This is a genomic window from Leptospira chreensis (assembly GCF_016919165.1).
Classification (GTDB): Bacteria; Spirochaetota; Leptospiria; order Leptospirales; family Leptospiraceae; genus Leptospira_A; species Leptospira_A chreensis.
Genome location: NZ_JAFFPS010000010.1, coordinates 84,205 through 108,429, shown reverse-complemented (window position 1 = coordinate 108,429; position 24,225 = coordinate 84,205). Strand labels below are relative to the sequence as shown.

25 protein-coding genes are annotated in these 24,225 nt (G+C 40.6%); 11 read left to right on the top strand and 14 right to left on the bottom strand.

Features of this window, described 5'->3' with window-relative positions; all coding sequences use genetic code 11:
- Window positions 1–2 precede the first annotated feature (2 nt).
- The 4 genes from JWG41_RS03540 to ispH are packed head-to-tail and all read right to left on the bottom strand — an operon-like array spanning window position 3 to window position 4,288.
- A complete protein-coding gene (locus JWG41_RS03540; RefSeq protein WP_205268570.1) occupies window positions 3–368 on the bottom strand; it encodes a response regulator in 366 nt (121 codons plus the stop codon).
- Window positions 361–1,668 (bottom strand): ATP-binding response regulator, encoded by a 1,308-nt coding sequence (locus tag JWG41_RS03535; protein ID WP_205268569.1) that lies wholly within the window; start codon window positions 1,666–1,668, stop codon window positions 361–363. Before JWG41_RS03535 ends, JWG41_RS03540 begins: the two co-directional genes overlap by 8 nt.
- Window positions 1,669–1,716: 48 nt before the next feature.
- Complete coding sequence (locus JWG41_RS03530) at window positions 1,717–3,339, bottom strand: sensor histidine kinase (protein ID WP_205268568.1); 1,623 nt, start codon at window positions 3,337–3,339, stop codon at window positions 1,717–1,719.
- Window position 3,340: 1 nt separating this feature from the next.
- Window positions 3,341–4,288, bottom strand: coding sequence for a 4-hydroxy-3-methylbut-2-enyl diphosphate reductase (gene ispH / locus JWG41_RS03525; protein WP_205268567.1), 948 nt, complete (start codon window positions 4,286–4,288; stop codon window positions 3,341–3,343).
- Window positions 4,289–4,523: 235 nt separating this feature from the next.
- Between ispH and JWG41_RS03520 the strand changes: the two genes are divergently transcribed.
- From JWG41_RS03520 to JWG41_RS03510, 3 genes are all read left to right on the top strand, one after another.
- A complete protein-coding gene (locus tag JWG41_RS03520; protein ID WP_002974229.1) occupies window positions 4,524–5,372 on the top strand; it encodes a flagellin N-terminal helical domain-containing protein in 849 nt (282 codons plus the stop codon).
- A 220-nt stretch (window positions 5,373–5,592) separates the two neighbouring features.
- The gene (gene ilvA, locus JWG41_RS03515) at window positions 5,593–6,825 is read left to right on the top strand and encodes a threonine ammonia-lyase IlvA (RefSeq protein WP_205268566.1); all 1,233 of its coding nucleotides are present in this window, start codon (window positions 5,593–5,595) and stop codon (window positions 6,823–6,825) included.
- 598 nt (window positions 6,826–7,423) lie between these two features.
- On the top strand, window positions 7,424–8,269 hold the full coding sequence (locus tag JWG41_RS03510) for an Lcl domain-containing protein (protein ID WP_232373651.1): 846 nt from the start codon (window positions 7,424–7,426) through the stop codon (window positions 8,267–8,269).
- A gap of 72 nt (window positions 8,270–8,341) precedes the next feature.
- On the opposite strand, the gene metW is transcribed toward JWG41_RS03510, so the two are convergent.
- Genes metW through JWG41_RS03495 form a run of 3 tightly spaced genes read right to left on the bottom strand, consistent with a single transcriptional unit; the run spans window position 8,342 to window position 11,405 of the window.
- On the bottom strand, window positions 8,342–8,959 hold the full coding sequence (metW, locus tag JWG41_RS03505) for a methionine biosynthesis protein MetW (RefSeq protein WP_205268565.1): 618 nt from the start codon (window positions 8,957–8,959) through the stop codon (window positions 8,342–8,344).
- Window positions 8,956–10,092, bottom strand: a complete 1,137-nt coding sequence (gene metX / locus JWG41_RS03500) for a homoserine O-acetyltransferase MetX (RefSeq protein ID WP_205268564.1) — start codon at window positions 10,090–10,092, stop codon at window positions 8,956–8,958. The genes metW and metX overlap by 4 nt, the downstream gene beginning before the upstream one ends.
- An 8-nt stretch (window positions 10,093–10,100) precedes the next feature.
- Window positions 10,101–11,405, bottom strand: coding sequence for an O-acetylhomoserine aminocarboxypropyltransferase/cysteine synthase family protein (locus tag JWG41_RS03495; protein ID WP_205268563.1), 1,305 nt, complete (start codon window positions 11,403–11,405; stop codon window positions 10,101–10,103).
- A 157-nt stretch (window positions 11,406–11,562) separates the two neighbouring features.
- On the opposite strand from JWG41_RS03495, the gene JWG41_RS03490 reads away from it, so the two are divergent.
- On the top strand, window positions 11,563–13,161 hold the full coding sequence (locus JWG41_RS03490) for a hypothetical protein (RefSeq protein ID WP_205268562.1): 1,599 nt from the start codon (window positions 11,563–11,565) through the stop codon (window positions 13,159–13,161).
- Here the strand turns inward: JWG41_RS03490 and JWG41_RS03485 are convergent.
- The 4 genes from JWG41_RS03485 to JWG41_RS03470 form a co-directional block, all read right to left on the bottom strand.
- Window positions 13,151–13,879, bottom strand: a complete 729-nt coding sequence (locus JWG41_RS03485; RefSeq protein ID WP_205268561.1) for an RsmE family RNA methyltransferase — start codon at window positions 13,877–13,879, stop codon at window positions 13,151–13,153. The two genes, JWG41_RS03490 and JWG41_RS03485, sit on opposite strands and share 11 nt — an antisense overlap.
- A gap of 3 nt (window positions 13,880–13,882) precedes the next feature.
- Window positions 13,883–14,329 carry a hypothetical protein gene (locus JWG41_RS03480; RefSeq protein WP_205268652.1) on the bottom strand — a complete coding sequence of 149 codons (447 nt, stop codon included), beginning with the start codon at window positions 14,327–14,329 and terminating at the stop codon, window positions 13,883–13,885.
- A gap of 52 nt (window positions 14,330–14,381) precedes the next feature.
- Complete coding sequence (gene fcpB / locus JWG41_RS03475; RefSeq protein ID WP_205268560.1) at window positions 14,382–15,215, bottom strand: flagellar-coiling protein FcpB; 834 nt, start codon at window positions 15,213–15,215, stop codon at window positions 14,382–14,384.
- Between the two features lie 121 nt (window positions 15,216–15,336).
- Window positions 15,337–16,587 (bottom strand): AAA family ATPase, encoded by a 1,251-nt coding sequence (locus tag JWG41_RS03470; protein WP_205268651.1) that lies wholly within the window; start codon window positions 16,585–16,587, stop codon window positions 15,337–15,339.
- Between the two features lie 86 nt (window positions 16,588–16,673).
- On the opposite strand from JWG41_RS03470, the gene fliN reads away from it, so the two are divergent.
- From fliN to JWG41_RS03455, 3 genes are all read left to right on the top strand, one after another.
- Entirely contained in the window at window positions 16,674–17,192 is a 519-nt protein-coding gene (gene fliN / locus JWG41_RS03465; protein ID WP_205268559.1) for a flagellar motor switch protein FliN, read from the top strand.
- A gap of 35 nt (window positions 17,193–17,227) precedes the next feature.
- Entirely contained in the window at window positions 17,228–17,671 is a 444-nt protein-coding gene (locus JWG41_RS03460) for a GNAT family N-acetyltransferase (RefSeq protein ID WP_205268558.1), read from the top strand.
- A gap of 202 nt (window positions 17,672–17,873) precedes the next feature.
- Window positions 17,874–18,341, top strand: a complete 468-nt coding sequence (locus JWG41_RS03455) for an RNHCP domain-containing protein (RefSeq protein ID WP_205268557.1) — start codon at window positions 17,874–17,876, stop codon at window positions 18,339–18,341.
- 6 nt (window positions 18,342–18,347) lie between these two features.
- On the opposite strand, the gene JWG41_RS03450 is transcribed toward JWG41_RS03455, so the two are convergent.
- The 3 genes from JWG41_RS03450 to JWG41_RS03440 form a co-directional block, all read right to left on the bottom strand.
- A complete protein-coding gene (locus JWG41_RS03450) occupies window positions 18,348–19,268 on the bottom strand; it encodes an SPFH domain-containing protein (protein WP_205268556.1) in 921 nt (306 codons plus the stop codon).
- A gap of 1 nt (window position 19,269) precedes the next feature.
- Window positions 19,270–20,190, bottom strand: coding sequence for an SPFH domain-containing protein (locus JWG41_RS03445; protein WP_205268555.1), 921 nt, complete (start codon window positions 20,188–20,190; stop codon window positions 19,270–19,272).
- 90 nt (window positions 20,191–20,280) lie between these two features.
- On the bottom strand, window positions 20,281–20,736 hold the full coding sequence (locus JWG41_RS03440; RefSeq protein WP_205268554.1) for an NfeD family protein: 456 nt from the start codon (window positions 20,734–20,736) through the stop codon (window positions 20,281–20,283).
- 92 nt (window positions 20,737–20,828) lie between these two features.
- Between JWG41_RS03440 and JWG41_RS03435 the strand changes: the two genes are divergently transcribed.
- Genes JWG41_RS03435 through JWG41_RS03420 form a run of 4 tightly spaced genes read left to right on the top strand, consistent with a single transcriptional unit; the run spans window position 20,829 to window position 24,164 of the window.
- Window positions 20,829–21,257, top strand: coding sequence for a heme-binding domain-containing protein (locus JWG41_RS03435; RefSeq protein WP_205268553.1), 429 nt, complete (start codon window positions 20,829–20,831; stop codon window positions 21,255–21,257).
- The gene (argH, locus tag JWG41_RS03430; protein ID WP_205268552.1) at window positions 21,254–22,684 is read left to right on the top strand and encodes an argininosuccinate lyase; all 1,431 of its coding nucleotides are present in this window, start codon (window positions 21,254–21,256) and stop codon (window positions 22,682–22,684) included. The genes JWG41_RS03435 and argH overlap by 4 nt, the downstream gene beginning before the upstream one ends.
- A 2-nt stretch (window positions 22,685–22,686) precedes the next feature.
- Window positions 22,687–23,568, top strand: coding sequence for a peptidylprolyl isomerase (locus tag JWG41_RS03425; protein ID WP_232373648.1), 882 nt, complete (start codon window positions 22,687–22,689; stop codon window positions 23,566–23,568).
- Window positions 23,565–24,164, top strand: coding sequence for a hypothetical protein (locus tag JWG41_RS03420; protein WP_205268551.1), 600 nt, complete (start codon window positions 23,565–23,567; stop codon window positions 24,162–24,164). The genes JWG41_RS03425 and JWG41_RS03420 overlap by 4 nt, the downstream gene beginning before the upstream one ends.
- Window positions 24,165–24,225: the final 61 nt, after the last annotated feature.

The following is a 24,225-nucleotide window of genomic DNA, read 5'->3' as shown; positions in this document are numbered from 1 at the left end:
GGTTAGGGAAGAAGTTTGGAAATCGTATCTAACAACTCTTCAGGAGAGAAGGGTTTTGTGAGCCATGCTTTTGCACCAGAATCAAATCCTTGTTGTTTTTTTTCCGGTTGGGATTCTGTGGTTAACATGATGATGGGAGTGAATTTATATTTAGGATTCTCTTTTACTTTTTTGATAAAACTAATTCCATCCATATTTGGCATATTCATGTCGGAAACAATCAAATCCACTTCCGTCGTTTCTAGTTGTTTTAATCCTTCCAAACCATCACCAGCTTCAATTAAATCAAAGTCAGCGTTCTTTAGGTGGACAGAGATGATCTTTCTAAATACTGCCGAGTCATCAATAATCAGGATTTTTCTATTCATTGTTTGATTCCTTTTCGTTTTGGATTGGTAAAAATATTTCAGCGATAATGCAGTCCGCTTTGACTTCCGTTGTGTGATCAATGGCATTTCTGATAAAAAACATTCCATTATGTCTATGGAGAATGAAATCAACCATAGTTAGACCAAGGCCTAAACTGAATTTTTCCTTTGAGTAAAAACTTTCTACAGGCGGATGGATTCGGTAAAATGGTTCCACTAATTTTTTTTCATAATGAGTTAATTGTTTTGCATATTCATCTTCAATGATATTGTTTTTTGCAGACAAACAAAAATATCCATCTACAAAAGTAACAAAAACATCAAAGTGAGATTTTTTTTTGGAATATTTTAGCCCATTGGTGAAAACTTCATGAATCGCTAGTTTCATCGCTTCAAGATCAAAGTCAAGGGATACCGATTGTTTGACTACTGGTAGGTTTACTTTTAGTTCTCGCTCTTCAATTTCATCTTTGAATGCTTCTACAAGAGCAGGTAACAGATTGAGAAGATCTTCGCTTTTTGATCTTACTAAGTTTGTATGATTTTGAATGATGTCAACGGCAAGATCAAGACCAGACATCATCGCCATATTATGTTCATGGTTCTCATACAACAAATCCCAAAACTCTTTGTTGATTGAATAATCCTTTCCTTGATCCACTTTAATTTGTTGGATGGAGTCAATGATGGTGGACATTGCACCAAGGCCAGAACCTTGCATGAGAGTCGTTTTTAAATTTAAGATAGAGTGGAGTTCGGAATTAATTTCGTTCGTTTTGCGATGTGACTCTTTGTAATTCAACCATTCCAATTGGCTTTTTAGTTCTTTCGATTCCTCATCAACGAGAAGATATTCCATTCTCTTTAAATAGACGTATTCTAATGCTTTTTCCAAACGATCGGATACAATTTCTACATGTAAGGGCTTTAAAAGATAATCATAAACACCAAGTCTCATCACTTCGATGATTTCCTCTGTTTGATCAATGGCAGTTTGCACAATGAATACGGCAGAGGGTTCTAGTTTTTTTCTTTCTTGGATGAATGATTTTCCATCCAGAACCGGCATCATCAAATCCACCAAATAAAGGCTATATGGTCGTTTTGCAGCCATCTCAAGAGCAATTTTTCCATCCTCGGCAATGTCTGTTTCCATACCGATTCGTTTGCAAATGGCCTCTAAAAGGACTTGGTTTTCCTTTTTGTCCTCAATGATGAGGATGGGTTCCTTGGGACGCCTAAGGTTTTCCTTCGTCCGAGTCGGAGAGGGATTCATTGGATTTACATTCGATTCCACCATATAGATTATCGGAAATCCTAAGGGAGAATTCTACAGGGTTCAATTCCTTTATTTTATAATTTCAGGTAACTGGAGTTTAAAATTCGATCCCTGTCCCACTTGAGAAACAAGTTCAATACTACCACCAAGCCGGATCGCAAGTCCCTGTGAAATGGAAAGTCCAAGCCCTGTTCCTTCTATATTTCCATCATCGTTTAACCGAGTGAAGGTATGGAAAATGCGATTTTGATCTTCTTCGGAGATTCCTGGGCCGAAATCTCTTACAGAAATAGTCAATAAGTCATGATTCCATTCACAATCCACTTCAATATAAGGTTGATTGGCGTATTTGATCGCGTTGGAAAGTAGATTTAAGAGGATTTGTTGGATCTTTCCAGAATCTGATGTTAGAGGTTTTGATTCGATGGGGGGACGAAAACGAATGTCCATACCTTTTGCATTGGCTTGTGGTTGGATTAATTCTAAAGTTTGGCGACATAGATCTTCTGGTTTAAACGTTGTTAATTGGATTTTAATTTGTCCCGATTCGATTTTCATCAAATTCAGGATTTCATTGATCATGTTTAATAGTCTTGTCCCTCCGGTATAAATATAATTTAAATATTCTTTTCCTGTTTCGTCTGTGTCTGGTAAGTCGATGAGTTTCGAAAATCCAATGATTGAGTTTAAGGGGGTTCGGAGTTCATGGCTCATATGTGCTAAAAATTCCGTTTTGGCCCTATAGGCTCTTTCCAACTCCTCTTTGGTTTTCGTGAGATCCAAGGTTCTTTCTAAGACCAAAGATTCCAGAGTAGATTTATACCGATTGAGTTCGGTAATATCCATATCCCTTTGCACAAAAAGTCCCATCCACCGACTCACACTTTGGTAAATCAAAAGATTCTCATGATGGATCGGAGAGTTCTGTTTGTATTTGAGAAAACCCATCACACCTAAAAATTGATTCTCAAAACGAACAGGAATGAGGAGGAGGGTTTCTGCTTTAGTTTGATCGAAAAACCATTGTTCTCGAGGTAAAGCTTTATCCCGAGTGAGGTAAATGGATTTTTCTTTTTTTAATTTATGAACCCAACGACTAAGTCCTAAATCATACCAATCGGTATTATGAATTTCCTTTGGGAGTGGTGGGTATTTTGTAGTTTTTCTTTCATTGACCCAAACATGGAACTTATCTTTATTTTCTGCCGGTTCATATTTAAGAAAAAAAATGGAATCCATCTCAGTAAAATATAAAAGTTGGTAAAGGGCATGTGGTAAACCATCTCGAATGGACGGTTGTTGGATGAGAATTTGAATGGAGGAGGCAACCCCGAGTTCAAATCGTAATCGCCATGCAATCTCTTCTTCTTGTCTTTGTTTGGTGGTGATGTCTTTGAGACAAAACTTTGTGTATTCTTTGTTTTTATTTTCTTCTGGGAGAGTAAACTTTCCAAAAGAAGATTCTAAAATGGTTTTGTTTTCTTTATAGATCAGCTCTCTAGAAAAATCAGAATTCTCTATTTTTTTCGAAAGAAAACCATTTAAGTCAAATCCAGATTCTAAGGATTCAAAAAGCTGATTCTTTAGAATAAATTTAAATTCTTTTGTGGTTTTATCAATGGATAGGATGCTGGTTCCAGAGTCGTCCCCTTCGAGAGAGGCTTTCAGAAGTGACCAAGGATCCAAATCCATACTAGTATTGTTTGAGTAGTTCTTTGGGCAGTCGGAAACTCATGGTATCTTCTCTGCTTTCAGGAAAAAGAGATACCTTGGCATCGGGGAAGTGTTTCAAAATTTCTCCGACGATTTCGTCTACTAATACTTGGGGGCTTGAGGCTCCGGCAGTAATTCCTAATATTTTGATTTTCGAATTTATGATATGATCAGGGTTCACATCTTCCTTTCTAGAAATTTGAAAGCTATCTGGTCTCGTTTTTTTTGCCAATTGGCAAAGTCGTACGGAGTTAGATGAGTTTTCGGCTCCAATCACAAGCATGGCATCCACTGATTCCAACATGGATTGGACTGCTTCCTGTCTTTCTGTTGTCGCATAACAAATATCATCTTTTTGTGGGTGTTCTACATAAGGGAAAACTTCTTCAATTTTTTTCACAATGCTCTTTGTATCAGCCACAGAAAGTGTGGTTTGCATGAGATAAGTGAGAGGTTTGTCTTTTACGATTTTACCTTTTAGGTTTTCTACATCTTCCGGAGATTCCACGAGAAACATCTCGGCTTCTCCCATGGTTCCGATGGCTTCGTCATGGCCTCTGTGGGCGATATAGATGATTTGGTGAGAGTCTTTGATGTTGCGGGCTTTTTTATGGACTCTTGTGACGAGGGGGCAGGTGGCATCCCCAATTTTCATTTTCCTTTCTGTGGCCTCTTTTACCACTTCGGGGGAGACTCCGTGAGCAGAAAAAACCACAGTCGCTCCATCCGGGACTTCCGAGAGTTCACTAATGAATTGGATCCCTCTTTTCTTCATTTCTTCCACAACTCTTTGGTTATGGACAATTTCTTTACGAACATAGAGGGGGGTGTCCGGGTTTTCCTGAAACGCTGTTTCCACGTAGGAAATGGCATATTTCACTCCAGCACAAAATCCGCGGGGGTTCGCTAAATATATGGTCTCTAACACGTAAAAAGCCTGCCTTTTTATGAAATCCAATTCCATAGAATTCCTAGGACATATTTTCGAAAAGGGGAAGTTCTATTTTTATTCAAATTTTATTTCTTTTTCCCTATTATCCTCCCTACCAGAATGACCGATCCTTATCTTGAAAGGGCCAAGGATGGCCTCTTCGAAAATTCATCAATTTTTCGGACTCAGTGAAAACTGGGTGGCGAAGGAACGGATTCAAGGAGGAACCCGGATGATTATCAACCACAACGTAAGTGCGATCTTTGCACACAGAACTTTGAAGTCTAACGACGCGAACCTGAGCAAAGATATCGAAAAGTTGTCTTCTGGTATGCGTATTAACAAAGCCGGAGATGACGCATCTGGACTTGCAGTGTCTGAGAAAATGAGAACTCAGATTGCTGGTCTTCGACGTGCAGAACAGAATACTGAAGATGGTATGTCCCTCATTCAAACGGCGGAAGGATATCTTCAAGAAACACACGAAATCGTTCAACGCGTTCGTGTACTCGCGGTGCAAGCTGCGAACGGTATCTACTCGGAAGAAGATAGACAACAGATCCAAGTCGAGGTTTCACAGCTAGTGGACGAGATCGATCGTATTGCTTCTCAAGCAGAATTCAATAAAATGAAACTGCTTACAGGAGCATTTGCTCGACTCAACCCAACTGCTAGTATGTGGTTCCATATTGGAGCTAACATGCACCAAAGAGAGCGCGTGTACATTGAAACAATGAACACTGCGGCATTGGGATTAAGAAACCCTACGGTTCTTACTTTCATCTCTCTTTCGACTGCAGGTAAAGCAAACTCCGTAATCGGACTTTGTGATGATGCATTAAGAGTGATCTCTAAACAAAGAGCTGACCTTGGTGCTTATTACAACCGTATGGAGCATGCTGCGAAAGGACTTATGAATGCTTATGAAAACACACAAGCTTCTGAGTCTCGTATCCGTGATACTGACATGGCTGAACAAATGACCAGCTTCACGAGATACCAAATCTTAACTCAGGCTGCAACTTCAATGCTAGCGCAAGCGAACATGAAGTCTCAGTCAGTGATGAGATTGCTCCAGTAATAGGATAAGAGAGACCAAAGGTTGGGCAGGGTGGTTGGGGCCCTTCCTCTGGTTTCTCGATTTTCTGAATTTCCATTCGATTGCAACTCAAGAACTCATCTCCAATACAATCCGTTTTCACTTTCCATCATTCTTCGGTTTTCATTTTTTTCGATTCAAAAGATAAATTCATTCTCCAAAAACGGAACTTAAGATTTATTAGAGATTGTGAGTATACTCTATGAAATTAGATATTGATTCCGCTTACAATGCAATCCATTCGATTGTTTTAAAAACTCCATTACAGTTTCATACAAAACTATCTGAAAGTTTTGGTGCTAGTATTTATATCAAACGAGAGGATTTACAAGTAGTTCGTTCTTATAAAATTCGAGGTGCTTACAACTTAATTCAGAGTTTAAGTTCGGAAGAAAGAAAACAAGGTGTGGTTTGTGCGAGTGCAGGAAACCACGCACAAGGTGTCGCTTTTTCCTGTAAACTTTTGAATCTCCATGGGGTGATTTATATGCCAGGGGTCACTCCGAAACAAAAAATCAACCAAGTAAAGATGTTTGGCGGGGACTGGATTCAAATTGTCCTTGTGGGTGATACCTTTGATGAATGCCAATCGGTGGCCCTTGAATTCGCTCGTGCTAATAAAAAAGTATTCATTCCTCCCTTTGATCATATCAAAATTATGGAAGGGCAGGGAACTGTTGCCAAAGAAATTTTAGAAGAAGAATCAAATATTGATTATGTGTTTGTTCCAGTCGGAGGAGGGGGACTCTGTGCAGGTGTTGGAAGTTATTTTAAAAATCACTCTCCAAATACAAAGATCATCGGTGTGGAACCGTTAGGTGCCCCTTCCATGACGGAAGCCCTGAAACAAGGGAAACCTGTTACATTGGAAAAAATCCAAAAATTTGTGGATGGAGCTTCTGTTAAAAAAGTAGGTGATCTCACTTTCCCGATTTGCAAGGAAGTGTTGGCAGATATGTTACTTGTTCCAGAAGGAAAGGTCAGTTCCACTCTTCTCAAACTATACAATGAAGATGCGATTGTTGCCGAACCCGCAGGAGCTCTCAGTATTTCGGCACTGGAGCAGTATGCAGATCAAATTCGTGGGAAACGGGTTGTTTGTATCTTAAGCGGTGGAAATAACGATATTGATCGGATGCAAGAAGTAAAGGAACGTTCCCTATTGTATGAAGGCCTAAAACATTATTTCATCGTAAGATTTGCGCAAAGACCCGGAGCTCTCAAACAATTTGTGAATGAGATTCTTGGACCAACTGACGATATCGTCAGATTTGAATTCATCCAAAAGAATAATAAAGAATCAGGGCCAGCCCTCATTGGCATTGAATTAAAATCGAAAGATGACTTCCAGACTCTATTGGAAAGGATGGATAACTTTCATCTCAATTACACCTTGGTCAACCAAGATGAAAATTTATTTGAATATCTGATTTAGTTGAATTCCTTTTCACATTTTTGTTGTTAGTTGGTCGTGTTGCCTCTTGCTGAATTGAATTTTTAAAGAATGTTTTTTATTGCTTTTGAAATCCGATCACTCCTTTGTTTTTTCAAATAATTTCAGGAAATCCCTAAAGGATTTTAGAATTCGTTCGATATCTTTACTGATTGAATGATCGCCGTACAGCTAAAAAGCCCGGAGTGATTGCCGGGCTTTTTTGTATAAATATGAACTTTTAAGAATAAAAAAACGTTTTGTAGGTAAAGGAATTTCCATTTAGGGGATAGTGTGGTAAACAGGCGTTATTGGGTGGCGGGTGGATAACCCCACCCAATTCGAATAGGGCGGGGATAGTATACCGTTGCCTCCCTCCGAACCAATCCAAAACCTCCTCCCTCCACTAAAACTATCATTGTATTCAAATCTTTCTCTGAAAGCATTGGCTCGATGGAGAAAGCTCTTGGTTCTAAACAATCGAATCCTTTTTGGTAATTGCTTTTTCATTTTAGGGATTATCCTTTCGATTCTTAGTTGCACACCCGATTGGAAAAAAAATGCGGGAGATCCCTATGCAAATGAGTTTTGGGAAACTCGATTGGTAGAAGAATGGATTGTTGCTCATCCCCGCGCTTTCATTATCAGAGGAACTGTAACCGGGCTTAACAATTCGGCAGTGGTGGTTCGTTCTCCCACTGATGGAAGTTTTACGAATGTTGCTGTCAATGGAACTTTTTCCTTGTCCGTTTTTGCCTCTCCTAAATACATCCAACTCGATTTTCCTACACAGCCTACAGATGTTCATTGTATGGTTTGGGATATGGGGGCTTGGACAGGAGAAGGTTTTATTAATGCTAAGATTACTTGTCCTTTTGTTCGCACTGTCGTTGGTGGAAAAACCCTCCTTTGGGATCGTTGTACCTATGGTTCTTCTTGGAATCCAGATGGAACTAGTATTGGTGTTGGGAAAGGGGATTGTTCTACTGGAGCTCCACAATCATTGAGCTTCTGTACTGCTGCCAATGGTTACAATGACACCACAAATCCCAATGCCTGTAATGGAGGATTGAATACGGAATTAGTGAATTCAGGACCAGTATATTCTTCCTGCGTTGCTAGAAATGTTTCTGTTTCTTATGGGCGAAGCCAATGGCGGCTTCCTTTCTATGCAGAGATGTTTTCCGTGATTCGCTGTAGCGCAACTAATACAGGAGTCATTACCGGTGAAGATGGCTGTGCCGGAGTAGGTGACACGACCAAGTATTCCGGCGCTACTGCCGACCCCATTCTATTTCCCAATGCGCAGGTGGCAAGGTATTGGAGTTCCCAAACCTTCCCTGCATTAGGTGATCAGCAAACTTATATGGTCGACTTTAATCTGGGAAATCAATCTTACGAATTTAAAGATGCAACTGGTTTTGTGCGTTGTGTTTCTGAAAATTGAATTAGTTTGATTTATCTTAAGTGATCTCGAAGTTATTATATTTATTCAGAATTATAACAAACGGGAAAGTGTTTAAGCCCGAATCACAAATAATGCTAAAGTCGCAAATAAATTGGGAAATAGTTTGATTTGTCTTGTTCGATTAAAGTAAGCTCTATGTAAAACTTTGATTCGTTCAAACCCGCAGAAATCCTCAAAGTCTTGACCTGACAAGTAATGTAGGTTCGGTGTGTCATACCAATGGAAGGGCATAAGTTCCGTCACAGGAGTTTTTCCACTGAGTAAGATCGAAGAACGAATTTGCCAATGAGAAAAATTTGGGAAAACAATGATGACTTGTTTCCCGATGCGCAAACATTCTTTAATGATCTCACCCGGATTTAAGGTCTGTTGGATGGTTTGATTCAGAATGACAAAATCAAAACTATGATCTAAGTGATGTTTCAATCCATCATCGATGTCGCCATGGTGAACATATAAACTTTTTTTTACACATTGGATGATACATTTGTCGTCTTTTTCGATTCCCTGAACACGAACCCCTTTATTCTTTAGGATTAACATCAGTTCACCGTAACCACAACCCAAATCCAAAACTCTTTCTCCCGGTTTGATTAAATGGGCAATATAAGAGATATCGGGGCGATTTTTTAAATCTAATCCAAGTGCTTCATTCGTATGGATATTCAAAGGAAAACTCCTTCTTCCGTAGAACTTAAAAAATCTCTAAGGATAGAATCCTGTTGTTCGCTTGGTAATAAAAAACTATCATGTCCAGCGGGATTATTCAATTCCACAAAACTAACGGGAACTGCATTGACTTCTAATGATTTTACAATTTCTTCTGATTGGTATGGAGGATAAAGCCAATCCGATGTGTATGCCACAACTAAAAATCGGCACCTAACCTTTGATAGAACTTTAGTCAGTTCTTTTCCTGTCCCCAAACTAAAATGATCCAATGCTTTTGTCACATAGATATAGGAATTAGCATCGAAACGGTCCACAAAGGACTCCCCTTGGTAGATCAGATAACTACCTACAGCAAAGTCAGTAGATTGGATATTCCCCTTGGGTGGTTTACGACCAAATTTTTCTCGCATCATTTCATCACTTAAATAAGTAATGTGACCCATCATCCGGGCAAGTGCCAGTCCCTTGGATGGCCTATTTTCTTGCGTGTATAATCCCTGGTTCCAATTGGGATCGGACAAGATGGCTTGTCTTCCCACTTCATTAAAAGCAATTTGTTGGGCCGAGTGCTCGGAAGAGGATGCCATCACAATACAATTTTTTAATCGGTCAGGGTAGGCCACTGACCATTGTAAGGCTTGCATTCCTCCCATGGAACCGCCAGCAACAGCAAATAATTTGTTGATTCCAAAGTGGCTGATTAATTTTTCTTGGGCACTGACCATGTCCCCAATCGAAACAAAAGGGAATGTTGATTGATAAGGTTTTCCGTTTTTTCCATTTGTTGTGAGTGGACCACTGGAACCTTTACAACCACCGATTACATTGGATGAGATAATAAAATAACGGTTTGTATCAAAGGCTTTCCCGGGTCCAATATAATAATCCCAGTAACCTGGACGTTTGTCCCCTTCGTGGAAACCAGCTGCATGGGCATCACCAGAAAGTGCATGACAAACAAGGATAGCATTGTCTTTTTTTTCGTTCAGAGTGCCGTAAGTTTCATAGGCAATTTCGAGAGGAGTGATGGTCTCACCCCCCTCTAAAGTCAAAGAGTCAAATTGAATCACCTGAGTGTATACGACGCCTACGGATCCGTGGGAAAACTCGTTCTGTTCGGAGGTAGGCATAGTCTTAATCAGATTTTTTTTAATGCCTCTTCCAAGTCTACCAGAATGTCATCAATGTTTTCAAGTCCTACACTCAAACGAACAAATCCAGGAGTCACTCCCGCAGAAATTTGTTCTTCTCCAGTCAACTGTTGGTGGGTTGTGGATGCTGGGTGGATCGCAAGAGATTTCGCATCACCAATGTTAGCAAGAAGGCTGAAAAGTTCGAGTCCATCGATGAATTTTTTTGCCTTTTCGACTCCACCTTTGATTTCAAAACCTACGATGGCTCCAAAGAGTCCACGTTCATGGTACTTTTTCGCAGTCGCATAGTTTTTGTCCGTAGGAAGTCCAGGGTAATTGACCCATTCAATCTTTGGATGTTTCGTTAAAAATTCGGCTACTTTTAAAGCATTCGCTGAGTGGCGTTCCATACGAAGAGGGAGTGTTTCCACACCTTGGATGATTTGCCAAGCATTGAATGGAGAGATGGCAGGTCCTAGATCTCTTAGGCCTTGCACTCTCGCTTTTAGAATAAAAGCAATGTTCACTCCACCAAAAGGTTCGAACTTTCCGAATACTTCCCAAAATTTCAATCCGTGGTAAGAAGGATCTGGTTCCGTAAAGTTTTTGAACTTTCCATTTCCCCAATTGAAACTACCACCATCGACGATGATCCCACCAATAGAGGTTCCGTGGCCGCCTAAAAACTTTGTAAGAGAGTGAACAACGATGTCAGCTCCATGTTTCAAAGGGTTCACTAAATAAGGAGATGGCATAGTGTTATCAATCACTAACGGAACTCCGACTTCTTTTGCAACTTTACTTACTGCTGCAATGTCGAGCGTGTCTAGTTTTGGATTTCCTAAAGTCTCTGCGTAAAACGCTCTTGTTTTATCATTGGAAGCTTTACGGAAGTTTTCAGGATCTGATTGGTCTACAAAGTGTACTTTAATTCCGAGTTTTGGAAAAGTATAATGGAGTAGGTTATAAGTCCCACCATAGAGGGAAGAGGAAGCTACAATTTCTTGTCCAGTTTCTACGATATTCAAAAGTGCTAAGAGTTCCGCACTTTGGCCTGATGCCGTTGCTAGAGCCGCCACACCACCTTCTAACGCTGCCACTCGCTTTTCTAAAACGTCAGTGGTTGGGTTCATTAGTCTTGTGTAGATATTTCCGAATTCCTGTAGGCCGAAAAGGCGGGCCGCATGGTCTGTATCCTTAAATACATAGGATGTGGTTTGGTACAAAGGGACCGCACGCGACGTCGTTGTCGGGTCTGGTTCTTGTCCTCCGTGGAGTGCGATGGTTTCTGGTTTAAAATTACGTGGCATGGTATCCTCCGATGGTCTGGCCAAATTTGACATCTATCTCTTAATAGTCAAGAAAATATCCAATAAAATAGAATATTGATCTGTTTTATTGGACGTTCTCGTTTGGAGATTATTTCTTATTTTCAGGGTAAAACGATACGATAATGATCGTATCGTGATGAAATACCGTCTGACCCAAACCCTTGGACTTTTATTGCTACTCCCACCACTATTTGCTCTGGAAGCGCAGGTGTGGGTGCCTACAGGGACAGAGTCGAGACGTGCTTCGGCCTTACAGTTTGATGCCGGTGGGTCGAGTTTTCAAAAAGACTATTATGGCTATGTATCACCCAATTTCACCTACAATCACGGAAGTAATTTCGGGTATTCCTTTTCCCTTCCCATCAATGCCCTCGCCGTTGACAAAGACCCTCTCCAACTGGATAGCAAAGTCGGAAAAATTCGTGAGATGGACTACAATAGTAAAAATGACTATTCCCGAGTTTTGAATTATATTTCTTACGGGACTTATAACCAACAAGTTCCCGGTAAAGTTACTTACTCAGCTTACGCAGGTAAGATGGTCGATGGATATGTTGGTCACGGAACCATAGTCAACAAATACCAAAGTTCTTCAAGGTTTGATTCCTACAATCCAGGTGTAATGGCAGATTTGAACACAGATTACGTGGGCGTGCAGTATTTTGCCAATTCTGTTGTAAACTTTGAGGTGAATGCCGCAAGGGTTTATATTAAACCTCTTGCCATCGGTAAATCATTATTCTCTTTATTTGATAAGTCTTCTGATTTGGTTTATTTAATGAATCTCAGAGGAAATGTTCTCGATGAATCTGGCCGTTTGAGTGTAGAGGAAGAAGCGGGAACCGAAGAATCCAAAAACAAAAAACTAGAAGAAGCTAGAAAAAAGGAACTTCGCCCCATTAGTAAAGATTCTCGGATGGAACTTGTGGACAATGATCCGTGGTACAACCGTTTGACGATTGGTTATACAAGAGCCTGGGACAGAGCCGCTCCTGTACAAATGTCCTATAATACGAATGGGTCCCCCGTCACAGAAAAGAATTTAGACAATCCCAAAACCGCACAAGTCACTCGGGCTTCCGTGGAAGGGATGGATATTGAATACCGATTACTCAATTTACCTTATGTGGAATTCACTCCCTATTTAGATTTTAATAAAATCAAGGGCCTTGACGGAGCACAAGGAACGCATTACGGGAGTATCTTCCGATTGGGTACTAAAGATTTGAATGTCATTTTAAAACCCGAATTCCGTCAAATGACAGCAAACTATGCACCCATGTATTTTGATAGTTTCTATGAAGTGGAACGATTTCAGAAATTCCCAGTTTCTGCACCCCTTCGCCCCAAATACGATTACTTAGATAACCAATCCAATGCAAAAGTCACGGGTTACTATCATACAATTTATATTAATTTTTATCATTTAGGTTTTGAATTTGCCGTTGAAGATTACGGTCTCAAAGGAAACAAACGTGTGTTTGCTGCCGCGTATATCCCACTCGGATCTTCCTTTTTAATGTCCTTTTATTATACAAAGAAAGGATATGAATCGCAAGGGAAAGCTTTTGAAATGGATAACAACACCCAAGCGGCAGCAGAGATTTCAAAATCCTTTGGCCCCATTGTCCTTAGGTTACAAAACTATCGTAAATACTATTTGGATAGCAGTGAAAAATCTTTTGTGAGTATTGATGAAATTCGATTTTTGGTTTCGGGTGGGATTAGTTTCTAATTCGAAACATTTGGTGTAAAAGGGCAGAATAAGCAAATTCTGTTCTAAGGTTGATTTTACCTAAACTTAAAAGAGGAAATTCATTCTCTTTAAAAAATAAAATATCATCTGGTTTCCATCCGGACTCGGGTCCAAATACAAAAAGAATTTCTTTTTCTTCTGTGAATCCTTTTTCTTCAGTAACATCCGAAGGGAAATTTCTTCCCTCCCTATCTAAAACCAAAACTTTTCCCGCCCATGATTTCAAAAATGATTTCCAGGCTGTGGTTCTTTCTAAGTGAAGAGCAGGGAGTCGGCTATTTCCTGTTTGGTGGAGTCCTGTTTCTAAATAAGAAAGACTGTCTTTGTTGTAAACGGGTGAAGTCCAATATTCCTTATTTTTTGTTTCCGTTGCAAAAAAGTAGAGTGAGTGAACTCCGTAGGCTCCGGCTAAATGCAAAAGTTTTTTTCCCGTTTGTGGTCTTGGGAGAGAAAAGAAGGTATGGACATCCAGAGGTTTTAGAGCTTCAGGAAGTGAATTTTCTTTCTTTAAGGTTGTTGAATCGTTTATAGTGGATTGGATTTGAAAGAGAAAATTTCCCGAACCTGGAATGACAACTTGAACCGTTTCTCCCACTTTTTTTTTGAGAATGGTTTGGATATGTTCGTGTCTATCTCCAGTTAGTTGGATGACCTGATTTGTATTTAGTTCTCTTTCATAGACAAGGATCCAATTCAATCGTTAGATCTCGTATGTTGGTTTGGATGGCCGCGGGACTATTTCTTCCAATGGATCTATCTCTATGGGTTCCGGCTCTGGATTTGGTTTTTCTGGAATCGGAATCTGGTTCTGTATTTCATTTGAATCAGTATCCAATCTTTGCGACTCGGGTCGCGACCATTTCCAAAAATATAAAAGTAAAATGGTAAAGAGTAAAACAGGAATTAAAGGAAACTCGCGTTTCTTTGGTCCGCGTTTTGATTTTAAATAATCAATGGGTGCATAGAGCAAATCTAGAAATAGTTCTTTATAACTTTGGAAAGAAGGTTGGAAGGTAAAGGATGGAATTGGTTCGGAAGGATGCAGTGAATCATCCACCGATTCCAAATCGGGTACAAATGTAAATCTATGAGAACAAACAGGACATTGAACCAAAATGGTTCCCTGTGTGGCAGGGAACCTTAACATCGTGGAACAATTCGGACATTGTTTGACGAGATTCAATTAAGAACCTTCGTTCTTAGTATTTTAAAGAACCTTTCAATGCTTCTACGTTTTTCTTGTAATGTTTATTGGAATCTCGATCGTTATAATCGAAAAGTTTTGTAAACAGTTTGTCGAAGTAATCCAAGTTTTTGAAATAGAATTGTTTTTTGAAATTATTTCTAATTGGGTTGGATTTTGTGTTCTCAACATTTGCGAGAATGTATTTACCAACACCTTTTTCAGAAGGAGTTTCTGGAGTTCCCCAAACAGGATAGTCATCATGTTGGTAGAACAATTCAAGTTTATCGTCATGAGCAGCAGCGCCGTTTGGTGCAACGTCTGCAATCACAGAAATAATTTTATCTTCTAACAAAAAGTTATTTTGGTAGATATAAGTTCTTATCTTTGTTAGGTTCCGTGGTTGTTCTTTTCTTGGGTCTGGATCAGCGTTATTTACACCTTCATAAAAAAGTTCCATTTTTTTGAATTTGGCACCCAGGTTTCTTCCTGATCTTCCATCTTCACTTCCAACGAAATCAAAAACTTCTAAATGCAAACAAGTGTTTTCTTGTGCTTCTTGTTTGTCAGTGGCTTCACATCTTTCTCCATCAGCACTTGGTTTTCCTTTGTAAAGGACAGTGCGGTGTGGAAGAGTTTTCACTCTCATTTTAAATAGAACAGTGTGCAAACGAAGTCGTTTGTTCACTTCAAAGATATTATCATCTAGTTCTTTTTCCGTCACAGTGATGGACTTGCCGGATTGAGTGGAATCAATTCCTGCAGAAGTTGAGCCTGTTTCCGAGCTACCAGTTTGAGCGAAAACCCCAAAATTGAGCAAAAGGATGGGGAGAATTAATTTTATTTTCATGTCCGAATCTTCCTAAAAGGTTAATTTGAGGATACCAAGGAACGACCAATGGTCGTAAACAACTATCCTGTAAAAATTATCGGTAAATCTCCTAGAAGATTGAAGCCGAAACTCTTACTTTTTAGCGTTTCCATCCAAAATCCGGAAAGGATTCCAAATAAAAGGAAATGGTCGGAGCGTGCAATCCTTCCGGTTTTTCCCAATTTTTGGTGATCCAACGACGTTCTACATAGTCACAGTAGTCTTTCAAATTTCTGCCGGAGGCTCCTTCTAAGATTTCGGCGAGTTTTTGGCGGTCGTTTAGGTTTAGTTGTTTGGCATACCCTTCTAAAATTTTGGCACGTTCTTCTTTGTTTGGCAAAGGAAAATAAATCTTTCTGTCAAAACGCGATAAAAGTGCGGAATCTAAGTCGTGTTTTCGATTGGTAGCACCAATCGTGATGGTTCCGCTCCGTTCGGCAAACCCATCCAACTTTCGGAGAAGGACGCTAAGCAGGTTTCTTGTCGCTTCAAAGAGTCCATCTTCCCGAGATGTGGCTAGGGAATCGATTTCATCCAAAAATAACATACATTGAGGGAATAGGGCCGCTGCATCAAAGACCATGGCCAGGTTTTGGGAAGATTCGCCGTAGTATTTACTTAAGATGGATTCGATCGGCACATAGACCATAGGAACTCCACAGAGATGGGAGACAATTTTTGCCATACTGGTTTTTCCAACCCCTGGCTCGCCTTCAAAGAGAACGGCGCGGGGAAGGTTCGGACTTGGTTTCTTTCGGGTGAGTTTAGTAATCTCCAAAAATGGTTCTGGTTTCAAAAGAGGGAAAACCAAACTCTCTAAGATTTGGGCCTTCACCTGGTCGTAACCGAAAACAGAATCAAAACCTAAATCATTTCCTTTGGCTTTTTCTAAATGGGGGTCATAGACTTCGGCTCCCAGCTGGTGGAGGAGGATACGAGGATCTTTGGCTGCCTGGCCTTCCGCTTTTAAAAATTGGAAGAGGCTAAGGATGGTTTGGATTTCTTTTGTGGAAAAATCGCCCAGTTTGGAACATTCCACTTTTAAGTCGGATTTGAAAGAAAAACGAATTCGGAATTTCCCTGTTAGGTTCTTCTGGGGTTCAAACAGATTTTCCCCTAAGGTTTGGAGGCTTAAATACCCTTCTTCAAAATTGTAGATGCGAAAGTTTTCGATATAATTTCGCACAATTCCCAAACAGTCCAAAATTCGGTCTTTGCTTGCACCCTCTGTTCGAAACCGAAACAGGGTCTCTTCCTTTTCGTGAACGAACTGGTAATTGGCATCTTTCAGTTCGGTGGCAAAGAGCTCCTTGGCTTTAAAGTAGTCTGGGTGGGGCAGAGAATTGGACATAAGGAACAAAATGCGGAACTTTCCCTTTTTTTTCAAGGAAGGAATTTGATTTCCTCCGACGAATACATTGGAGAGGTTGTACTCAAATGGGTGAAGGTTCACTATCACAAGAAGATATAGATGCATTACTCGGCGGATTTAGTGGCGGAGGCAATGCTCCTGCAGGTGGTGGTTCCGGAGGCGGAGGCGGTCTAGACGATTTGGACGCTCTCGTTGGCGGAAGTGGCGGGGATGACAACGGTCCTTCCTTTGCAGACATCGCAGCAGCCCTTGGTCCTAGTGCCACTCCTTCTCCTGCAAGATCTGGCGGAAAGTCTCAATCCAGTCCAGGAAGTAATACTGCAAACCTCAACTTACTTTTAGATGTTACCCTTCAACTGACCATTGAGCTGGGTCGCACTACCATGTTTATCAAAGATGTCCTCCAACTCACAGAAGGAACTGTTGTGGAACTGGATAAAAACATTGGAGAAGAACTCGATATCCTCGCCAACGGAAAACTAGTCGGTCGTGGGAAACTCATTATTTTGGATGACTACTATGGTGTTCAGATCACACAAATTGTAGATCCAATGGAAAGACTGGGTGGTCCTGCCTTTTTATAAGCGGATTTCCCTTTCCCAAAGGAATCGATAAACTTATGGAATTTGAATCTCCTTATACACTCGAACGGATCGAAAATCCTTCCGAAGATTTACAAACAGATCTTTGGAATCGGCTCCATGAATTCAGCGTATCGAAGTTAGGTGACCCTTGTCTGGAGAAAAAAGAGTTTTTCGCCATACTCATTAAAGAAGGGGAGACCCTCATCGCAGCCTCCCTCTGTTATTTATTCTTTAAGGGACTAAACCTCCAACTCCTTTGGGTGGCCGAAGAAAAACGGGGGATGGATCTCGGAACCAAGTTACTCAAACAAATTGAAGAAGAAGCAATCCGACTTGGGGCCACTCTTGTGTTTGGTTATTCTTTTGGGTTCCAAGCTCCCAAATTTTATACAAAACTGGGTTATGAGGAAGTGGGAAAAATTCCCAACTACCCAGAAGGTCAGAATTGTTATTTCCTTTGTAAAAAAATTTCCAACTGATCTCACTTGACAGCATTTCACTTTCTTTCCAATTTGGATTATATGTTAACTCTAGCCATTGTGTAGACCGCCAAAACGGTGAACTTGTTTTGGATTCCCCCGCCTAAAATTAATTAGGAGGCGGCTATCTTCGCGCAGGCGGTCTATTCCCTCTCATCCACTGTTTTGGTTTCCTCTTTTTGTTTTGCCGCAAAAACTGGATATGTCACGTGAATCCGATTTATCTAAATTACAAAAGTTCTCTAAGAAAAAACGTTTTGATGACGAAGACGAGGAGCATTCCTTCTCTCATTCCCAAACGAAGTCTTTTCGTTTCCGTTCCGATCCAGGTGAATTTCGCTGTGTGGAATGCAAACAAATGGTTTTTCCTCCCGGGTATGGTACCGGTCAAAGAAATCATTGTCCGAACTGCCTCACTAGTTTGCATATAGACTCTGCCCCAGGTGACAGATCAGCGAACTGCGGAAGTAAAATGGAAGCTATTTCCATTTGGGTTCGGAAGGGAGAATGGGTGATTTTGCATCGCTGTAAGGGATGTGGAGTGATCCATGCCAATCGCATTGGACCGGATGATAATGAATCTTTGTTATTGTCACTCGCGGCCCAAGCTATGGCCAAACCAAGTTTCCGATTGTTTGAAGAAAATCCGGTGGAAGTTCCACCGGATTAAGGTTGGTTATGCTTTTGGTTTTCTTGGTTCTGTTAGGTTGGCAATGAGATTTGGTAAATTCATTACATCGGCAGGAACAAGAATTTCCGTATTCTCTTTGGCTACGTGGAGGAAGTTTTGGATGAAAGCCTTTGTGATCTGGAGTTTGATCGCAGAAGCTCCCCCTTGGTCAGAGATGGCACCGGCGATGGCTTCAATTCCTTTCGCTGTCGCCACGGCAAGGGCTTCAATTTCTGTTGCCTTTCCTTCCGCAGAGTTGATCCTTCTTTGTTTTTCCCCTTCGGATTTGTTCACAGCTTCTTCTTTGAAACCGAGGGAGCGGTTGATTCTTGAATCTCTTTCCCCTTCGGAGAGAAGCACCTGCGAACGTTTGGCGATCTGAGCTTTTTTCTCTTTTTCCATGGCATCCAGTACAGACTTAGGTGGAACAATATTGAGGATCTCATATCGGTTCACTTTGATTCCCCAAGGTTCCGAGGCTTGGTCAATGGCGGCTACAATTGTGGAGTTGATTAAATCTTTTTCCCCAATTGTTTTATCTAGTTCCATCGTTCCAATCACAGAACGCATTGTAGTTTGTGCGAGTTGGATGGCGGCAAATTGAAAGTCTTCAATTCCGTAAGAGGCACGGACAGGATCAATGATTTTTAGATAAATCACTCCGTCCACTTTCACCTGCACGTTGTCATGCGTAATACAAATCTGTGGTTGCACATCAATGGATTGTTCTTTGAGAGTGTGATAATACGCATCACGATCCATAAAAGGGATAAGGATATGAAATCCTGCCCGTAAACTGCGAGAGTATTTTCCAAGTCGTTCTACAATAAGAACATCCTGTGCGGGAATGATCCGAATGCAGCGAAAGATATTGTAGATCAAATAAATGGCAACAATCGCCCAAAATGCTAAGTATACGAATTCCATACTATTCTCCTACCTGCGGGATTTTTGTTGTGATTTTGGAAAGGCCTTCAAAAACTCCACCGATGTTGGCTAGGGTTTCTGGAACCACTGTGGTTTTCGAAATTTTAAAAATTTGACCAAGGGCATCCATATACTCTTGTGTGATCTGTAAACTCACGGCTTCCTTTCCGCCTTTTTTGCTAATGGCTTCGGAGATGAGTTGTAAACCCTTTGCTGTCGCATTGGAAATCACAGTGATCTCTAAAGCTCGTCCTTCGGCTTCGTTGACTAATCGAATTTTTTCCCCTTCAGAAATGTTGATGGATTCTTGTCTTTCACCAATCGAGTGATTGACCCGAGATTCCTTTTCTCCTTGGGAGATGGTGATCTCTGCTCGTCTTTCCCTTTCGGATTTCATTTGGTTTTCCATCTCGAGAAGGATTTGTTTGGGTGGAGTGATATTTCGAATTTCGTATCTTGTGACTTTGATTCCCCAAGGATCTGTGGCACGATCAATATTGGAAACCACGCGACCATTGATTTCATCTCTTTCTGAAAGTAGATTATCAAAAATTAATTTTCCAATTTCGGAACGGAGAGTGGTTTGTGCCAGTTGAGTGGTCGCTAACATAAAGTTATCGATCCCATAAGATGCCTTTTCTCCATCCACAACTTTTAAATACAATACACCATCCACTTCAACGGATACGTTATCCTTGGTAATACAAACTTGTGGATCGATATCAATGGTTTGTTCTTTTAGATTTTGTCGGTAACGAATTTGGTCTACGAATGGAATCATAAAATAAAATCCCGATTTCAAAACACCATTCAATACACCTAATCTTTCTTTTACATAAACACTTTGTTCTGGAACAATGATGATTGTTTTTTTAATAATATAAACAATGACCAAAAATACAACGATGACGGTTGCGCCCATAGTTTCCTCCTCTGTGACGTTTGACCCTATTGGTAGAGGAAAAAGAGAAAAGGTTTTTTTATTTGTATTTAAAAAAAATGAAATCTTTCGTTAAGATTCCACTCGTTCCACAGTGAAGGTAAGATTTTCCCGAGAGAGAATACGAACAAAGTTTCCTTTAGGGATTTTGGAACCAGTGGAGATGGCATCCCATAATGTACCTTGGAACTTGACCTTTCCCCCATGTCTTTGGACAAGGATGTCTGTTTCTACAGGAACAATTTGATTGAGAAAGTCGTCCTGGATAAAAGGATCTACCGAAGATTCTGATTTAAAAAACCGTTTCACAGCAGAACCACCCACAAGGATGGAAACAAGACTAGATAGTACCCAGACCACAACTTGGGTGTAGAATTCGATGGGCACCAAACGGGCAAAAATACCGGTAAAAATGGCTCCAATTCCTAAAAACATCACAAAAGTTCCGGGAAGGAGAAACTCGGAAAACAGTAAAGTGATTCCAAGGAAAATCCATAGATAGGGTGTGTTTGCAAAAATAAAATCCAAAGGGAACCTCTACAGAAAAGGAATACTGGATTCTAGATAAGGCAAGAAAAATAATACTTTGATTTCGGAGGAAGGCTTAGAACCTGTCTTGTGTGAAACGAATTTTTCTCATTCTTTTGGGAGTTTTTCTCATACTCCAATTTTTTCCTGTCTCTAGAACCAATCCTCCCATCACTTCGGAAATCCAAACAAACGCAGAAGTGAAAGATGTCCTCAAACGAAGCTGTTATGACTGCCATTCGAACGAAACCGTTTGGCCTATGTATTCTTATATCTTTCCTGCTTCCTTACTGATTTCACACCATGTAGAGGAAGGACGAGGAGAATTGAATTTTTCTGAGTTTGGACAACTTATCGAAAGAAAACAAAACAAAAAAATATATGAAGTTTGGGAACAAGTTGAGGAAGGTGAGATGCCTCCGAAAGATTATCTTTTACTACATCCCAGTGCTCAGTTATCAGAAAAAGATAAAGAGATTTTGAAAGTTTGGGCGGATACTTATAATAAGGAATCAGAATGAAAGAAAAAAAATTATGGGGTGGGCGTTTTGATGCACCACCATCTTCGCTGATGATTCGCATTGGAGAATCCATTAGTTTTGATAAAGAACTTTATGCCCATGATATCGAAGGTTCTATTTCGCATTCCCGAATGTTGAAACGAATTGGGATTTTATCGGAATCGGAACAAAGAAAAATCGAAACAGGTCTCATCCAAATCAAAAAGGAAATTGATTCCGGAAAGTTCGAGTTTAAAATTGAAAACGAAGACATCCATATGTCTGTGGAATCTCGCCTAACGGAACTTTTGGGAGATTTGGGAAAAAAACTCCACACGGGTCGCAGCCGTAATGACCAAGTTTCGCAAGACGTTCGTTTGTATATCAAATCGGAAGTGGAAGCTGTCCTTGTTTTGCTACTTGATTTACTCACTGCTTGGGTGGGAAAGGCGGAAGCCCATACCAAAACTATAATCCCAGGATATACCCATCTCCAGATTGCCCAACCCATTCGCGCTTCTCATTATTTTTTATCCCATTTTTGGGCGAACGTACGCGACTTCGAAGATTTTCTTGATGCCTACGAAAGAGCCGATGAATTGGTGTTAGGTTCTGGTGCTCTTGCTGGGGTCAATTACGCCACCGATCGGGAGTTTCTAAAAAAAGATTTGTCTTTATCCAAAATCTCCGAAAACTCCATCGATGCGGTAAGCCAAAGGGATCATATTTTTAAATTTCTATTTGCGGCATCCCAGTTTATGATCCATGTATCTCGTTTTTGTGAAGAGATCATTCTCTACACATCCCAGGAATTCAGTTATTTCAAACTCCCTGACCACCTCACCACAGGATCTTCCATTATGCCTCAGAAGAAAAATCCTGATGTGGCCGAACTCATTCGTGGAAAAGCTGGCCGGGTGATTGGAAGTCTAACCCATTTACTTGTGATGGTGAAAGGAACCCCTCTTTCGTATAACAGAGATTTTCAAGAAGACAAACTTCCGTTATTTGACACAGTCAAACAAATCAAGTTGAGTATCGAAGGGGTGCGTGACATGGTTCTTGGAATCCAAGTATTTCCAGAAAATGCACTCCGTAGTTTGCGTTCTGGATTTTCCACGGCAACGGATCTTGCTGACTGGCTTGTCAGTGCGAAGGGAATTCCTTTCCGCTCTGCGCATGAAATTGTTGGGGAACTAGTGAAACATTGTTCGGCTAAAGGCTATGATCTTTTTAATATCCCTAGTGGGGAAAGGGGACAAATCCATGCCGTCCTCACAGATCCCGGATATGATGCTGCCATTTCCCTTGAAACATCTTGTGACAAAAAAGATGTGATGGGGGGAACTTCGTTTTCTCGTCAAAAAGAACAGATCAAACGTGCGAAGGCCAAGGTAAACGAATTGACCAAAAAACTAAAATCGATAGAATCCAAAGGTAAAAAATAAATATGAAACCAAAGTTTTTTCACAAAGTCCCTTTCTTCGCATTTCTCTTTTTACTCGCATCGCAAACCATATTTTGCAGTGACCAACGATTTAAAAAAATCACTTACGAACCTGTTTCGTATTCTCCATCCAAGGTGATTGTCAAACGTGTTGACCAAACTACAGCCAAACTTCCGGAGAAACCAGCCGTTTATGCTGTGTTTTCTACAACCGCTGGTGATTTGGTTTTAGAACTTTATGATACGGCAGCACCAAAAACAGTGCAGAACTTTATTGATCTAGCCCAAGGCGAAAAAGAATTTCAAACGGACAAAGGTTCCGAAAGACGCCCGTTTTACGATGGCCTCAAATTCCACCGAGTCATTGAAAACTTTATGGCACAAGGGGGATGTCCTAGAGGTGACGGAACCGGTGGGCCTGGATACCAAACCGAAGATGAGATCAACGGGAAAGCTCTGGGACTTGACAAATTAAAAATCAAAGACGCCCCACAGTACCAAGCCCAATTGCAACGAGCTGTCCTTGCCGAATTCAAAATCCAATCCCGTGCTGAGTTTGAAGAAAAAAGAACTGAAGTGGAAAAGGCCTACCAAGAGGCTATGGAATTACCGGTTCTAGAAGTTTTGCACCGAGTGGGTTATCGTTACAATGAAGCCCTTCCTAGTAAAAAAGCCCTTCGCGGATCTTTGGCTATGGCCAATGCCGGTCCTAATACCAACGGGTCGCAGTTTTTTATCAACCAAGTTGATACTCCTCATTTGGACGGCCTCCACACCGTGTTTGGATTTTTAGTTTCTGGATTTGATGTACTTGACCGAATCATTGAAAAAGGGAACCTTCAGACGACAATCCGAAAGGTTGTCATCATAGACAAACGACAATGAACTACTTAGAAGGAATCGAAGTCATCCAAAAATACACATCGGGGTCCTCCGTGGAACCGGTGTTAAAATTCATTATGACCGTACCTCATAATGAAGAAGCATTTGCGAATGCCTTGGATGAGATCGGGGGGATCAATCGTTACCCTGATACCTTTGTCGGACTCCTTAGTTTTATCAGCTTCATCCTTGGCCAAAAAACAAAAATGAGCCAACTTTATGAAACTTCTTTGGAAAGGTATGAATCCCTGAACCAAGTGACTGCAAAACGCCGTCCTACAGAAGAAGAATCTAAAATCAAACGAACGTTAACTGATTTTATTTTAAAAATTGAAAAGGTATTTGAAATCCAAGATCTCACTGACGAGAGTTTGGTAAAAGAACTGAACCGCTTTGTTTCCGAAGCCAACCTTTACGGGGTCACAGACAACGAGATCAAAAACTTAAAAGTGTCCTCCAAAACTGTGGCCCTCGTGGAGCCCCATTTGGACAAACAAAGGGAAAACTACTACCAATACAAAAAACTAGGTAGTGTTATGACCCGGCTCATTCGGATTGCGGATTATATCCTTGCAGAAGCCAAAATGGGTGCCAGTTAATACGTTTTATGTCCTAAAAATTCTTTCGTAAATCCCAAGTCCTGCCGAAATCTTTAAGTGT